Raw genomic sequence first — 14,163 nt, 5'->3', positions numbered from 1 at the left:
CATAGTTTGTTTGTTCATGATAACCTTTATTTGCGATTTTGTCGAAACATTGATGCAATCCCGCCAATCAATGCCGCCCGAGCGACCGGACGCCGCGGCCGTCTGCGCTCCAGCGGCGCGCCGCCCGTTGTGCCGGCCGCTCAGTCGGCATCATGCAGGCGGACTAAAATGACATCCGCTCCGATTTTGACGATGTTTTGCCACGGAATGACGACCGCTTCTTCACGCCCGAACAACCCGAGCATCTTTCCGGAGCCTAAAATAATGAGCGACCGGATTTTGCCTGTATCTAAATCGATGTCAATATCCCCGATGTTGCCAAGCTTCTTCCCGTTGGCCACATTGACGACATCTTTCGTTTGAAACTCGGAAATTCTCATCACGGTTCAGTCCCCCGCCTTTCCTCTCCTCTTTTTCATCTATATGACGCCGCCCAACCGGTTATGTGCCAAAGAAAAAAGGCTGCCCCAGCAGCCGTTCACACTTGGATGTTTTTATTCATTTGCCGGATCGCTGCCTTTTCAAGCCTGGACACTTGCGCCTGGGAAATGCCGATTTCCTCGGCGACTTCCATTTGCGTCTTTCCTTGGAAAAACCGTTTGCGGATAATCATTTTCTCTCGCTCATTCAACCGCCGCAGCCCTTCTTTTAAAGCGATTTCTTCGATCCATTGGCTGTCGCGGTTGCGCTCGTCGCTAAGCTGATCCATCACATAAATCGGATCGCCGCCGTCGTTGTAGATCGGTTCAAATAAGGAAACAGGGTCTTGAATGGCATCAAGGGCAAACACCACTTCCTCGTGGGCGACGCCGAGTTCCCGCGCAATATCTTCCGTCGACGGCTCTTTCGCCGTCTCGCTCATGAGCCGTTCCCGCACTTGCAGCGCTTTGTAAGCGATGTCGCGCAGCGAGCGCGAGACGCGAATTGGATTGTTATCGCGCAAGTAACGGCGGATTTCGCCAATGATCATCGGCACCGCATAAGTGGAAAATTTCACATTTTGGTTGAGGTCAAAATTATCAATCGATTTCATGAGTCCGATGCAGCCAACTTGAAATAAATCATCAACAAACTCGCCGCGGTTGTTAAAGCGTTGAATGACGCTTAACACGAGGCGTAAGTTTCCGTTTACCAATTTTTCCCTTGCTTCCAAATCCCCTTCATGCATCCGGCGAAACAGCTCCCGCATTTCTTCGTTGTTGAGGACGGGAAGCTTTGAAGTGTCGACGCCGCAAATTTCGACTTTGTTCCTCGTCAAGTTGTTCCCTCCCATCAGGAGATGCTAAGTCGTCAGTTTTCAGTATCTCCCTGGGAGGGAAAAATATGCACAGCCTGTCCGAGCGAAAAAAAGCGGCGGAGCGTCCACTCCCGCCGCTTGCTACATCATTTTGTTGAACTCTTTGCGCAACCGTTTAATGATCCGCTTCTCGAGCCGCGATATGTACGATTGCGAAATGCCGAGCAAGTCAGCGACATCTTTTTGCGTTTTTTCCTCTCCTCCTGACAAACCAAAGCGCAATTCCATAATCTGCTTTTCACGGTCGCTCAGCTGGTGCAAGGCGTTTAGCAGCAGCCGCCGGTCGACGTCCGCCTCCAAATCCTTTGTAATGACGTCGTCTTCCGTTCCCAGCACATCGGACAGCAGCAGCTCATTGCCGTCCCAATCGATATTGAGCGGTTCGTCAAACGACACTTCCGCCCGCACTTTATTGTTGCGGCGCAAATACATTAAAATTTCGTTTTCAATGCAGCGTGATGCATAAGTCGCCAGCTTGATTTTTTTCTCCGGGTTAAACGTATTGACCGCTTTGATTAAGCCGATCGTTCCGATGCTGATCAAATCTTCGATGTGAATGCCGGTGTTTTCAAACTTGCGCGCAATGTAGACGACAAGCCGCAAATTGCGTTCAATGAGCAGCGACCGCGCCGTCTCATCACCGGTGGCCAGCCGTTCGATCAACTGCTCTTCCTCTTCTTTCGTCAACGGCGGCGGAAGCGCCTCGCTGCCGCCGATATAGTAAATTTCGTCGGCCTTCAACCCAAGTTTGGCCAGCAGCTTATACAGCCAATACATGAACCGAAGTTTCCATCTTTTCATCAAAATCCCCCTTCTAAACGGATAAAATGCGAGTATGATATAGTAACGACCTATGAAGCGGTCAGCTTTCTTCCCGCCTGCACCATTTTCGGGTGGATGATGCAATCGTATTCTCCGTCGGCTGAAAGCGGGTCTGCACTTAAGGCCATAAGCCCATGTTTCACCTCAAGCCACTCGTTTTCGTATGACAGCGCGATGCGGTCTAGTTTTACCGCCATCATCATTTGCGGGCCGCTGCCCACTGCGCGGTATGGAATGAGACGAAGACGATGGGCCCACTGTTCGGGCGGGTCGTCAACCGTCATGGCTGCCATATAGGCCATCAGCTCTTCGGGCAGCACGTCCTTCGCTTTTTCCCGGTCCACGATCATCACCGGCGTTTTGGACACTGGGTCAAACAGCTGGTTGCCGCTGTCGATGAGCCCTCTTAGGGCAAGGGGCCGGCCTTCCCAAACAGCAATGACATCCACAATATGTTCGAAGCGCAATTTTTTCTCGCGAATCTGTTCCACACGGCGGCGGGAAAAAAGCCACAACACCGGAAACCCGACGAGGACAAACAGCCAGCTCACCGGGTCGCCCGCCCCGGGGGGATGCATCATCAATAATCCGTTCTGCACGGACAGTTGCTCGGCGAAAAAATAATGAACCGCCAGCATGCCGCCCCCGACAGCGAACGTGGCAAAGTAAAACGCCAGCATGTTCTCGATCATATAGCGCGGCCGCTTAAAGCCAAAAGCGGCGAGCACAATCAAGATCGAGGCGGCCATTTTGGCAAGCGGGTGCTGGGCGATGGCGGACAACGGGGTGAACAGCAGCACCACAAGCAGCGACCCGATCAACGCTCCGGCCAACAGCCGCCACCAGACGATCGGGCGCTTAAGCATGAGCGCTGTCAGCCAAAGAAGCATTGCATCAAAACAGACGTTCAAAAGCCAAATGACATCAAGATACACAACCAACCGGCAAGCCCCTCCCCCGCCCCATCGGCTTTTGTCTGAAACAAGTATATAGCACATCCCGTTGGAAAGTCTGTCAATCGGTGGTGGTGAAAAACAGAATGTTTTGTCAAAGCGAGGGGAAACGTGCGAACGAGGAAAACCGCCCTTTGAAGCGCGGGGAGAGGGCAAAAAAAGAAGGCATGAACACGGCTTGTTCATGCCCGATAGCTCCTCAACGGCGACGGTTGCGGTTACGCAAGAACGCCGGAATATCGAGCGGGTCTTCCGCCTGCCCGGACCGGAGCGCCGCATAATCTTGCGCCGGTTCTTCGCGCTTTTCCCGCTTCGGCGCCGGCGTCACTTTCGGCGCCGTCCCGATGCCGGCGCGCGGCGGCCGCGGCTGCGAAGCAACGTTTTCGTTAAACCCGGTCGCGATGACAGTGACGACAATTTCGTCTTTTAAGTCTTCGTTGATGACCGAGCCGAAAATCATGTTCACTTCTTGATCGGCCGCCGAAGCGACGATGTCGGCGGCCTCCTGCACTTCGTACAAACTTAAGTTCATGCCGCCGGTGATGTTCATGAGCACGCCTTGCGCCCCGTCGATCGACGTCTCCAACAGCGGGCTGGAAATGGCTTTTTTGGCTGCCTCCGCCGCTCGGTTTTCGCCGCTGGCAATCCCGATGCCCATCAGCGCCGAGCCTTTGTTGGACATGATCGTTTTCACATCGGCGAAGTCAAGGTTGATCAACCCCGGCACAGCGATCAAATCGGAAATGCCTTGCACCCCTTGGCGCAGCACATTGTCCGCTTCGCGGAACGCCTCAAGCATCGGCGTATTTTTGTCAACAATCTCAAGCAATCGGTCGTTCGGAATGACGATGAGCGTATCGACCGCCTCTTTCATGGCAGCGATGCCGCTTGCGGCCTGCGTCGCCCGCTTCCGCCCTTCAAACGTAAACGGGCGCGTGACGACACCGACCGTGAGCGCTCCTAATTCGCGGGCGATTTGGGCGATGACGGGCGCCGCCCCAGTTCCCGTGCCGCCGCCCATGCCAGCGGTGACAAACACCATATCGGCGCCGCGAAGCGCTTCTTCAATTTGCTCTTTGCTCTCCTCAGCCGCTTTTTTTCCAACTTCTGGGTTCGCTCCCGCACCCAAGCCGCGTGTCAGCTTCGCCCCGATTTGCAGTTTCGTCGGCGCCTTCGACAAATTGAGCGCCTGTGCATCGGTATTGACGGCAATAAATTCAACGCCTTGCACTCCGTGTTCAATCATCCGATTGACGGCGTTGTTGCCGCCGCCCCCGACCCCAATCACCTTGATCGTTGCCAACTGATCGACTGTTGTCTCAAACTCCAACATGGCCAAATCCTCCTAAAATTTCAATCTCTATTCAAAGAAAGAACCGAAAAATTTCTTGACCTTCTTCCCGAAATGGTCTTCTTTCTTTTTCGGTTTCGATTGTTGTTTTGGCGCCGGGCGCTCGGCCGGCTCCGCCGCGGCCGCCGCCGGGACGGTTTTCCCTTGCAGCTGCGCCTGCCGGTAGGCGAACTTGAGCAGGCCGACGCCGATCGTGTATTGCGGGTCGCGCACGCCGATGTAATCCGGCATGGCAACACGGACGCTCGTCCCTAGGACGACGTGAGCCAACTCCAACACTCCCGGCATATTCGCCACGCCGCCGGTCAGCACATAGCCGCCCGGAAGGTCGCGAAAGCCAAGCCGGCGCACTTCATGTTGAACCATTTGCAAAATTTCCTCCATCCTCGCCTCAATAATATCGGCGATCTCAAGCTGGCTGAACTGCTGGTGTTGATCGCTGCCCATGACCGGCACGCTGAACACTTCTTCGTCCGAAGCGTAGTCGTAAAACGCATACCCGTGCTTCAATTTGATTTTTTCCGCATCCTCCGTTGTTGTCCGCAGCCCGATGGCCAAATCTTTTGTAATATGCTCCCCGCCGACCGGCAGTGAAGAGACAGCTTGCAACGCCCCTTGCTCAAAGACAGCGACCGTTGTCGAACCGCCGCCCAGATCGACGAGCGCGGCGCCCAAGTGCCGCTCATCGTCGGATAATGCCAGCGAACCGGCCGCTAACGGCTGGAGGCAAATGTCGCTGATTTCCAAACCGGCGCGTTCCACACAGCGAAGGAGATTATGTAAAATCGTCTTCGCTCCGGTCACCATCGTCCCTTCCATCTCCAAGCGGACGCCGATCATGCCGCGCGGATCGTGGATGCCGTCTAAGCCGTCGACGATAAACTGGCGCGGAACGACGCTGATAATTTCCCGGTCCGGCGGGATGGAAACGACTTGCGCCGCATCGATGACGCGGGCAACGTCTTCATCGCTGATTTCGCGGTTTTCGCTGGCAACCGCAACGATGCCATGGCAGTCATGCAGCTGAATATGGCTTCCCGCCACCCCGACAATCACGCGGCGGATCGAAAGGCCGACCATCCGTTCCGCTTGTTCGACCGCGCGCTTGATCGATTGCACCGTTTTATCTATATCAACAATCGCGCCTTTTTTGAGCCCTTCTGATTTCACATTGCCGATTCCGATAATGTTAATCGAGCTGCCCAACATTTCCCCGATGATGACTTTGACGCTCGATGTTCCGACATCCAGGCTAACGACGATCTCATTGCTGCTCATCTTTTGGCATCTGCCTACTAAAAACGCGCCGATGTCAGCCGGCGTTTCAGTAAGCAGCGACACCTCCTTTTTCGGCTGAAATTTCCCTGTCCATCTCTTCGTCTATATCCAGCTCGCGATTTTCGCAAGAACATCGCATTTTGTTTTACTCCATATAATTCAACACAGGAAGACACTTTCCTGTCTTCCGCTTAACTTTTTTCGCGATTTTCCCGCCGCTCCGCCCATTCGGCAAGCCAAAGGCGACGGATGATGGCAATGTTTTGAAACAGGCGGACGCCAAACGCGAAGACGGCCGCCAAATACAAGTCTACACCAAGATGCACCCCAAGAAAAGTCAAAGTTGTGGCAAGGATGATATTGAAAAAAAACCCGGTTATAAATACTGTTTCGTCGTACGTTCCTTGTAAATGGGCGCGCCATCCCCCTATTAATGTATCAAAGGCGGCCAAAATGGCAATCGACAAATAACTGGAATACTGATCGGGAACTTCCCAGCCGGCCAGGACGCCGACGGCAAACCCGAGCAACAATCCGAGAAGCGGAAGCCACATGCTATTTCTCCTCCTTGCCGGCGCTCGCCGTCTCCATGTATTTTACCTCCAGCCGCTCGGTTGACGGCGGAATGGCGATCATCGGTTTCGGCTTGGAAATCGAAAGCTCCAAGTTTTCGACGATGAAATCATCCCGAATCGGCGAAACCGTCAACCCGCTATACAGCTTGTCCGCATCGTCCGCGATCGCCTTCACCTCAACCGGCAGCTGAAGCGGCCGGCGACCGACTTTCGTCACCCCGTTGACATCGCGAATCGCCGTCCGGTTCGTCAGCCGCTCGCCGCTAATGGCGATTTCCTTTGCTCCATATTTGTTCAATTCATTTACCAACCGCTGCAGCAGCTCCGGCGACACCGTTTGGGCGACCGGACCGACGTAGCCGCCCGCCGCAAACGGCGCGATCGTCAGCACCACGCCGCGCCCTTTCACCTCGGTCAGTCCGGCTTCTTCCCTAAGCTCGGCGACCGTCTCCTCGAGCGCCGCCTCACCGTCTTCCTGCTCCTCGCGCCGATAATGGCGCAATTTCGCCTCGTAGCGTTCCAGCTCCTCAAGCAGCTGCTGTTCAAGCTTCTGCTCCTTTGTCAAATCGGCGCGCAGCTCCCAAATGTCGCGCGTATCGCGCTCTTCCGAAGGCAGCGTCGTCCGCATCCCGACGGCCAGCATCAATCCGAACACGCCGGCAATCCCGGCAAAATACAGCTGTCTTTTTCGCTCCAATGCGCTTCACCGCTCCTTCCTGCCCGTTTTACGGTCTGGGCGCGAATACCGGATCGAGCGTAATCGCCTCTTGCTTTTCCACTTTTACATCGATATGGTCTTGAACAAGCTCGTCGACGACGCCGCCTGGCAGGACGAGCGCAGACGACAGCACATCTGGGTCGCCGATCGCCGAAATGACAAACGGAGCGGCATGTTGCGTCCCGTCAACCTCAATGACCGGACCGTTGCACACAATGTAGGAGCGATGGGAAATGCGCTGCCCGTTAATGGCGACCGCTTCGGCGCCGGAAATAAGCAGCTCGTGAACGACTTTCCATACGTGCTGTTCGTGAACGATATAATCAGTAGCACTTGCTTCAGAGGGGATGTAAGAGGAGTCGGAAAGCGTGACTGCTACACCCTTTCCTTTCACCCTCGCCTTTCCAACATACATGCGCAGCTGTTCTGCTTCTTTCGCCAGCCCGGCTTCGTTCGTCTGCCGGTCGGCCAGTTTTTTTTCCCAAGCGGCCAGTTCGTCTTGCTTTTCGACAAGCTGTTGCTTTAACGACCGGTTTTCCTTTTGCAAAGCGATCAGCGCCGAGCGAAACTCGTATTCCCTTTTCCACTCGCTGTCGCTCCATTCGCGGCGGGATGGATCGTTTTTGGCATGTTGGTAGGAAAACCCGAGCATGGCGCCGAATAAAAAGCAAATAAAAGTAAGGAGGATGCGGCTATGGGCTTGTTGTCTCATCATCGTCCTCCTTTTTCGGCGGCTCGTACGGGACAAAGTAGCTGCCGACTTCGAGGTGAATGACCCCTTTGACATTTCGGTCAAGCTCGGCGACAATCGCCGGATAATGCGACAGCTTGTCCGCAAAACGATGAATCGTCGCACTTACCTCATACCCGTCGTTCATGTAGACGATGACGCGGTCTTCATACTCGCTGTTCGGCTTGTAGTGAATTTCCGACATGGCGCCAAGCACCGGCGCCGGCAGTTCCGCCAGCTGTCCAGTCATCTCGGCGATGGCGTCGCCGTTTTTCCAACCGACGAGCACAGGCGCATCGCTCGGGGCTGTTTTCACCGCTTCCTGCTTTAACAGCCGTCCGTTCTCAAGCAGCGGGAAAAATGTTTGCCGGTCGTAGACATAAGCGACCCGCCGCCATTCGTGGACGCGGATGACAATCGTGTTCGGCAGCCTCTTTTCCACGGTTGCCTCTTTAATTTCCGGATGGCGGGCGATCCTCGTTGCCACACTTTGTTCGTTCACTTTCCAAAAGCTTGTCCGCTTCGTAATGCCGCTCAAGCTGATGATGCGCTCCGCCGGCAAATGGCGGTTTCCGCTCACCTCCACATGCCTGACGGCGCTTAACGGCGATTGGAAGTAAAGAACGCACAAAATAAACAGAAAAAAGAAGGACAAATACAAAATCAGCCGACGGTTCGCTTTTTGGCGGCGACGCTCTTTCAGTTTTGGGACGCGGTCTTCAAGAACAACAACCTTTCCCTTTTCCATTGCCTTCCCCGCTTTCCTGCCCGCGGGCAGCTCCATGGCTGCGCTCGAATAAAAACAAACGGCATCCGCTGCCGTTTTCTTGTTCTTTGCACTTGTTTTCATTATATCACAAATAGATCGCGAGAGAGACCGTTTTTTATAACATTTGCCGGCACTGTTCGACGGCAAGCCGCCCGAACAAACAAAAACAGCGGACGCCGCCGCCTGCCTAATAGCGGGCGTGTCTGCTAATATTGAGCAGCACGCCGATCGCCATCAGCATCAATGTCAACGACGATCCGCCGTAGCTCAAAAACGGGAGAGTAATGCCGGTGACGGGCATCAGCCCGGTGACAACGCCGATGTTGATCATCACTTGGATGGCAATCATCGAAATGATGCCAAGTGCCAAAAAGCTGCCGTACAAATCGGGGGCGCCAAGGGCGATGCGCACGCCGCGCCAAAGAAGAAGGCTGAATAAAAGAAGGACGAGCGATCCGCCAATAAAACCGAGCTCCTCGGCCAAAATGGCGAAAATAAAATCAGTTTGCGGCTCCGGCAAATAAAAAAACTTTTGCCGGCTTTGCCCGAGCCCCAGGCCAAACAGCCCGCCCGGACCGATGGCGTACAGCGACTGGATGATTTGAAATCCGCTCCCCAACGGGTCTTCCCACGGATTCAAAAACGATGTAATCCGCTTGATTCGATACGGCGCCGATAAAACGAGGGCGGCAAACCCGGCAAGCCCCAACACCCCAAGGCCCACAAAATGGCTGAGGCGGGCGCCGGCGACAAAAATCATCGCCACACATGTGCCGACCATCACGGTGCCCGTCCCTAAGTCCGGCTGCAGCATAATCATGCCGAACGCCGCAAACACGAGCGCCAGCGCCGGCAGCAATCCTTGTTTAAACGATGTAATCTTCTTTTGGTTTTCGGATAAATATTTGGCCAAAAACGCGATCATCGCCAGCTTCATAAATTCGGACGGCTGGATGGAAAACGCCCCGACGCCGATCCAGCTGCGCGACCCATTGCGCACCATGCCGACGCCCGGGATCAACACGAGTACAAGCAGCCCGAAACAAACGATGAGCAACACTTTCGACCAGTCGCGCCACGTCCAATAATCGATGTTCATCACAAAAAACATGGCGATAATGCCGACGATGGCAAACAACAGCTGGCGCTTGGCAAAGAAAAACGAATCGTGAAACTTGTATTCCGCCCAAATGGCGCTCGCGCTGTACACCATAATAAGCCCGATGGCCAAGAGCGAAAACGTTAAAAGAATCAACAAAAAATCCGGCGCAGACCTTTTCCGCGGCAATGCCCAACACCTCTATTTTGTAAACTAGAAGGAAAGGGCTGTCCCTTTCCCTCTATTTCAACTTATGCACGGCGTCGATAAAAATGTCCCCTCTCTCCTCGAAAGTTTTGTATTGATCCCAGCTGGCGCAGGCCGGAGAGAGCAAAATAACATCGCCCGGCTCGGAAAGCCGGAAGGCAACCGGGACAGCTTTTTCCACATTATCGACATATTCGATCGTTTCTATTCCCGCCTCCCGGGCGATGCGCCCGATTTTCTCCGCCGTTTGCCCGAACAATACCGCCGCTTTCACCTGCCGCAAGTACGGAAGAAGCTCGTCAAACTCATTGCCGCGGTCAAGCCCGCCGGCCAACAAAATCACCGGTTCGCCGGCGAACGCCGAAAGCGCCTTTTGCGTCGCCAAAATGTTCGTCGCCTTCGAGTCGTTGTAAAACCGCCGGCCGTCGACTTCGGCTACATATTGAAGCCGATGTTTTACGCCGGCAAACGTCGTCAACACTTGAACGATCGCCTCGTTGCTGGCGCCGGCCAGCTTGGCAGCCGCCACCGCGGCCAAAATGTTTTCCACGTTGTGCTGGCCGGGGAGGACAATGTCTGCTGTCTTGATGATCGGCTCTCCGTTCCAGCAAACGGCGCCATTGTCGACGTACGCCCCTTCACCGAGCGGCTTCGTCGCCGAAAACAGCACCTTTTGCGATCGAATCGAGGCGGCGATGTCCATCACGGTCTGGTCATCCGCGTTGACGACCGCATAATCTTGTTCTGTTTGGTTGCGGAAAATATTCGCCTTCGCCGCCGCGTATGCTTCCCTTGTGCCATGGTAGTCCAAATGGGCATCAAAAATGTTAAGCAAGACGGCGATCGTAGGACGGAATTGATCAATGCCGGCAAGCTGGAACGAAGACAGTTCGGTGACGAGCCATTGGCCCGGCTTCGCTTCCTTGGCCACCTCGCAGGCGACTAAGCCGATATTGCCGGCAAGCAACGGGTCTTGGCCATCCGCCTTTAACATTTCATAAATCAATGTCGTTGTCGTCGTTTTCCCGTTCGATCCGGTAATGCCGATAAACAGCGCTTCGGAAATGTGATAAGCCAGCTCCACCTCGGTCACGACCGGAAGCCCTTTTTCAAGCGCTTTTTTCACTAACGGATTCGTATACGGGATGCCCGGATTTTTCACGACGAGGTCAAACGGCTCATCGAGCAGTTCGAGCGGATGGCCGCCGCAAACGACGCGGACGCCGAGCTCTTCAAGCTGCTTCGCCTCCGCGTTTTCCGCCAACGGTTTTTGATCGTTGGCGACGACTTCCGCCCCTAATTCAACGAGCAGGCGGGCCGCTGCCGCCCCGCTTTTCGCCAATCCAATCACAAGCACACGACGATGTTGATAGAAAAGAGTCGGTTTCAATTACATCCACACCTCGATATAAATTCCTAGCATGGCAAACAACAGGCCGACGGCCCAAAACGTCACGACAACGCGCCATTCCGACCAACCGACGAGCTCATAATGATGATGGAGCGGGCTCATGCGGAAAACGCGCCTGCCGGTCGTTTTGAACGAGGCGACTTGAATGATGACAGACAGCGTTTCAATGACAAAGACGCCGCCAATAATGATCAGCAGCAGCTCGAGTTTCGTTAAGACAGCGACCGCAGCGATCGCCCCGCCAAGCGCGAGCGATCCGGTATCCCCCATAAATACTTTTGCCGGATGGGCATTAAACACTAAAAAGCCGAGCACAGCGCCGACAACGGCGACGCAAAACACCGCCACATCGTACTGACCTTGATTCCAAGCCAACACGGCATACGCGCCAAAGGCGATCGCCGCCGTGCCGGCCAAAAGCCCATCGAGCCCGTCGGTCAAGTTGACAGCGTTGGAGCCGCCGACAAGCATGAGCAAAAGCAGCACCCCATAAGCCCAGCCAAGGTCAAACGACCAGCCGGTCCCGGGGATATGTACTTCCGTCGAAAAGCCGCTTTGCCGGTAGACAAAAAAGAAAACAACGGCAATGATGAGCTGGCCGATAAATTTTTGCCGGCTCGTCAACCCCAGGTTCCGCTTCATCACCACTTTGATCATATCGTCCAAAAAGCCGAGCACCCCGTAGCCAACCGTAACAAGCAGCAATAAATATGTTTCCACCGACAGGACGGCCAATCTCGATGTCATCCATAACGTTGTCGCCACGATCGAAAGCAAAATCATAATGCCGCCCATTGTCGGGGTGCCCGATTTTTTTTGATGCGACTTCGGCCCTTCCTCGCGAATGCTTTGCCCAAATTTTAACCGCCGCAAAAACGGGATGAACAGCGGCGACAAAATGACGGTGACCAAAAAGGAAACAGCCATCGCAATGACAATTATTTGTTCTGGCATGAATCGTCACATCCTTTTGCCTGCCGCGCGTCCAGCCACCGTTTCTGCAACTCGGCGAGCCGGAGGCGGATTGCTTCATCAGCCGGGACATACTCCCCGCCTTCTTCCGGGAACGAAAACGAAAATTCCGTTCCCCGGCCGCCTTCCCGCAAATACCGCTCAAGCAGCGCGGCGGCCGCCGCAAGCGGCGACGGGACGAAAAAGAGCGGAAACTGATTAGGAATGTAGCGCGGCAACGGCTCTCCGATCGGCCAAAACGAAGCGATCGCCCCGTGCTCGATGGCCGTTTTCAGCGTTTCCGCCGCATCTTCAAGCGGCACGAACAGCCCTTTTTTCACCTGTTCGGCCGGATTGACAAACACCGCGTGAAAACGAATCGTTTCGTCCACAATGCCGCGCGCTTCGTTCGCAATTTTCTGCACCATTCCGTACGTAACCATCGTCATGTTCTCTCCCTCACCGCCGCTCGGGCGACAGCGCGATCGTCAAACTCAATCACATTGCCGCCGATGATTTGGTACGTTTCATGCCCCTTACCGGCAATCAACACAACATCTCCTTCTTGCGCCTGCCGGATGGCGTAGCGGATCGCCTCTTCCCGGTCAGGAATCGTCACGTACCTTCCATCTTGATCACTTACCCCCGCTTCCATATCCCGCAAAATTTGCTGCGGGTCTTCCGAGCGCGGATTGTCGGAGGTGAACACGGCGACATCCGCGTGGCGCACCGCCACCTGCGCCATAAGCGGCCGCTTCGTCCGGTCGCGGTCGCCGCCGCAGCCAATGACGACATAGACGTTCCGCTTCGCAAATTGGCGCACCGTTTTCAGCGCGTTTTCCAAACTGTCCGGCGTATGGGCATAATCTACAATGATAGTAAAATTTTGCCCTTCATCGACCGTTTCAAACCGCCCGGACACCGGCTCGACATCCCTTAAAGCCGCCGCAATCGTTTCAAGCGAAAACCCGGAGGCAAGGCAGGCAGCGGCCGCCGCAAGCATGTTATAGACGTTGAACAAGCCGACGAGCTTCGTTTCCACCACTGCCGATCCGTGCGGCGTGCACAGCCGAAAGGCCATGCCGGACGGGGTCATGGCAATCTCTTCCGCCATCACATCGCTCTTCGTGCGAATACCGTAAGTGATGATTGGTGCTGCTGTCATATGTTTATAATATTGCGAAACAGGATCATCATGATTCAAAACGGCAAATTTCGGCCGCCGCTCGTCGTAGCGGTTGCCGAGCTGGGCAAACAACAGCCCTTTGGCGTTCCGATACTCGTCCATCGTTCCGTGATAGTCAAGATGATCTTGCGTCAAGTTCGTAAACACGGCCACATCGTAATCGCAGCCATGCACCCGTCCTTGGTGAAGGGCATGCGACGACACTTCCATGGCCGCAAACTCCACGCCCTCGTCGATCATCTGTTTAAACGTGCGTTGCAAGACGAGCGACTCCGGCGTCGTATTCGCCGCCGGGTAAGAACGGGCGCCGATTTTGATCCCGACCGTGCCGATCAGCCCCGTTTTTTTGCCGGCCTTTCTCGCGATCTGGTCAATGATATGAGTCGTCGTCGTTTTTCCGTTTGTGCCCGTCACGCCAATTAAATGAAGTCGATGGGTCGGGTGCCCGTAAAACGCATCAGCCAAAATCGCCATCGCCCGCCGGCTGTCCGGCACAAGGACAAGCGGCGCGTCCACCGCGAGCGGACGCTCAGCCACGACCGCCGCTGCTCCGCGCGCCACCGCTTGTTCCGCAAAGTCATGCCCGTCCACCGTAAATCCTTTAAGGCAAAAAAACAGCGAACCGGGCGTGACATGGCGCGAATCCATTTCGAGCGCGACGATATCCGGATTGCCCCCGCGATGCACCCAAAAACCGGGCAAGCGCGACAGCAACGTTTGCAATTTCATCCTTAGTCATCCCTTTCGCTTATAAATAGCTCGCCCTATGAGCGGACAGCGGAAAAAGGGGCGCAACCAACCCGATGAGTCATCGCA

Annotated in this window: 15 protein-coding genes; all 15 read right to left on the bottom strand. The window is 54.9% G+C overall.

Going from position 1 to position 14,163, the window contains the following annotated elements; translation table 11 throughout:
- Positions 1-140: 140 nt before the first annotated feature.
- Positions 141-383, bottom strand: a complete 243-nt coding sequence (locus tag ETC02_RS00580; protein WP_033011301.1) for a YlmC/YmxH family sporulation protein — start codon at positions 381-383, stop codon at positions 141-143.
- Between the two features lie 95 nt (positions 384-478).
- Positions 479-1,258: an RNA polymerase sporulation sigma factor SigG gene (gene sigG / locus ETC02_RS00575; protein ID WP_044742639.1), complete on the bottom strand. Its 780-nt coding sequence runs from the start codon at positions 1,256-1,258 to the stop codon at positions 479-481.
- A 120-nt stretch (positions 1,259-1,378) separates the two neighbouring features.
- Complete coding sequence (gene sigE / locus ETC02_RS00570) at positions 1,379-2,098, bottom strand: RNA polymerase sporulation sigma factor SigE (protein WP_033011303.1); 720 nt, start codon at positions 2,096-2,098, stop codon at positions 1,379-1,381.
- A 50-nt stretch (positions 2,099-2,148) separates the two neighbouring features.
- The gene (spoIIGA, locus tag ETC02_RS00565) at positions 2,149-3,060 is read right to left on the bottom strand and encodes a sigma-E processing peptidase SpoIIGA (protein WP_033011306.1); all 912 of its coding nucleotides are present in this window, start codon (positions 3,058-3,060) and stop codon (positions 2,149-2,151) included.
- Positions 3,061-3,271: 211 nt separating this feature from the next.
- Entirely contained in the window at positions 3,272-4,405 is a 1,134-nt protein-coding gene (gene ftsZ / locus ETC02_RS00560; RefSeq protein WP_033011308.1) for a cell division protein FtsZ, read from the bottom strand.
- A gap of 27 nt (positions 4,406-4,432) precedes the next feature.
- The gene (gene ftsA, locus ETC02_RS00555) at positions 4,433-5,701 is read right to left on the bottom strand and encodes a cell division protein FtsA (RefSeq protein WP_033011337.1); all 1,269 of its coding nucleotides are present in this window, start codon (positions 5,699-5,701) and stop codon (positions 4,433-4,435) included.
- Between the two features lie 191 nt (positions 5,702-5,892).
- Entirely contained in the window at positions 5,893-6,255 is a 363-nt protein-coding gene (locus ETC02_RS00550; protein WP_033011310.1) for a small basic family protein, read from the bottom strand.
- 1 nt (position 6,256) lies between these two features.
- Positions 6,257-6,973: a DUF881 domain-containing protein gene (locus tag ETC02_RS00545; protein WP_033011312.1), complete on the bottom strand. Its 717-nt coding sequence runs from the start codon at positions 6,971-6,973 to the stop codon at positions 6,257-6,259.
- A 28-nt stretch (positions 6,974-7,001) separates the two neighbouring features.
- Positions 7,002-7,706 (bottom strand): DUF881 domain-containing protein, encoded by a 705-nt coding sequence (locus ETC02_RS00540; RefSeq protein WP_033011314.1) that lies wholly within the window; start codon positions 7,704-7,706, stop codon positions 7,002-7,004.
- Positions 7,687-8,472 (bottom strand): cell division protein DivIB, encoded by a 786-nt coding sequence (gene divIB, locus ETC02_RS00535; RefSeq protein WP_033011316.1) that lies wholly within the window; start codon positions 8,470-8,472, stop codon positions 7,687-7,689. Before divIB ends, ETC02_RS00540 begins: the two co-directional genes overlap by 20 nt.
- Positions 8,473-8,680: 208 nt before the next feature.
- Positions 8,681-9,781 (bottom strand): stage V sporulation protein E, encoded by a 1,101-nt coding sequence (gene spoVE, locus ETC02_RS00530; protein ID WP_171697961.1) that lies wholly within the window; start codon positions 9,779-9,781, stop codon positions 8,681-8,683.
- 52 nt (positions 9,782-9,833) lie between these two features.
- Entirely contained in the window at positions 9,834-11,189 is a 1,356-nt protein-coding gene (gene murD / locus ETC02_RS00525) for a UDP-N-acetylmuramoyl-L-alanine--D-glutamate ligase (RefSeq protein ID WP_033011323.1), read from the bottom strand.
- The gene (mraY, locus tag ETC02_RS00520) at positions 11,190-12,164 is read right to left on the bottom strand and encodes a phospho-N-acetylmuramoyl-pentapeptide-transferase (RefSeq protein WP_033011325.1); all 975 of its coding nucleotides are present in this window, start codon (positions 12,162-12,164) and stop codon (positions 11,190-11,192) included.
- Positions 12,149-12,610 (bottom strand): hypothetical protein, encoded by a 462-nt coding sequence (locus ETC02_RS00515; protein ID WP_047818095.1) that lies wholly within the window; start codon positions 12,608-12,610, stop codon positions 12,149-12,151. The genes mraY and ETC02_RS00515 overlap by 16 nt, the downstream gene beginning before the upstream one ends.
- Positions 12,607-14,076, bottom strand: coding sequence for a UDP-N-acetylmuramoyl-L-alanyl-D-glutamate--2,6-diaminopimelate ligase (locus ETC02_RS00510; RefSeq protein WP_033011329.1), 1,470 nt, complete (start codon positions 14,074-14,076; stop codon positions 12,607-12,609). Before ETC02_RS00510 ends, ETC02_RS00515 begins: the two co-directional genes overlap by 4 nt.
- Between the last annotated feature and the right edge of the window lie 87 nt (positions 14,077-14,163).

Origin of the sequence: Geobacillus sp. DSP4a, assembly GCF_013096875.1 — a bacterium.
Lineage (GTDB): Bacteria > Bacillota > Bacilli > Bacillales > Anoxybacillaceae > Geobacillus > Geobacillus thermophilus.
This window is presented reverse-complemented; position numbering and strand designations above follow the sequence as displayed.

Excerpts from the sequence above, each read along its gene's own strand:
- divIB (WP_033011316.1), bottom strand. The coding sequence starts at position 8,472 with ATGGAAAAGGGAAAGGTTGTTGTTCTTGAAGACCGCGTCCCAAAACTG.
- ETC02_RS00510 (WP_033011329.1), bottom strand. The coding sequence starts at position 14,076 with ATGAAATTGCAAACGTTGCTGTCGCGCTTGCCCGGTTTTTGGGTGCAT.
- ftsA (WP_033011337.1), bottom strand. The coding sequence starts at position 5,701 with ATGAGCAGCAATGAGATCGTCGTTAGCCTGGATGTCGGAACATCGAGC.
- mraY (WP_033011325.1), bottom strand. The coding sequence starts at position 12,164 with ATGCCAGAACAAATAATTGTCATTGCGATGGCTGTTTCCTTTTTGGTC.
- ETC02_RS00540 (WP_033011314.1), bottom strand. The coding sequence starts at position 7,706 with ATGAGACAACAAGCCCATAGCCGCATCCTCCTTACTTTTATTTGCTTT.
- ETC02_RS00515 (WP_047818095.1), bottom strand. The coding sequence starts at position 12,610 with ATGACGATGGTTACGTACGGAATGGTGCAGAAAATTGCGAACGAAGCG.
- sigE (WP_033011303.1), bottom strand. The coding sequence starts at position 2,098 with ATGAAAAGATGGAAACTTCGGTTCATGTATTGGCTGTATAAGCTGCTG.
- ETC02_RS00550 (WP_033011310.1), bottom strand. The coding sequence starts at position 6,255 with ATGTGGCTTCCGCTTCTCGGATTGTTGCTCGGGTTTGCCGTCGGCGTC.
- ftsZ (WP_033011308.1), bottom strand. The coding sequence starts at position 4,405 with ATGTTGGAGTTTGAGACAACAGTCGATCAGTTGGCAACGATCAAGGTG.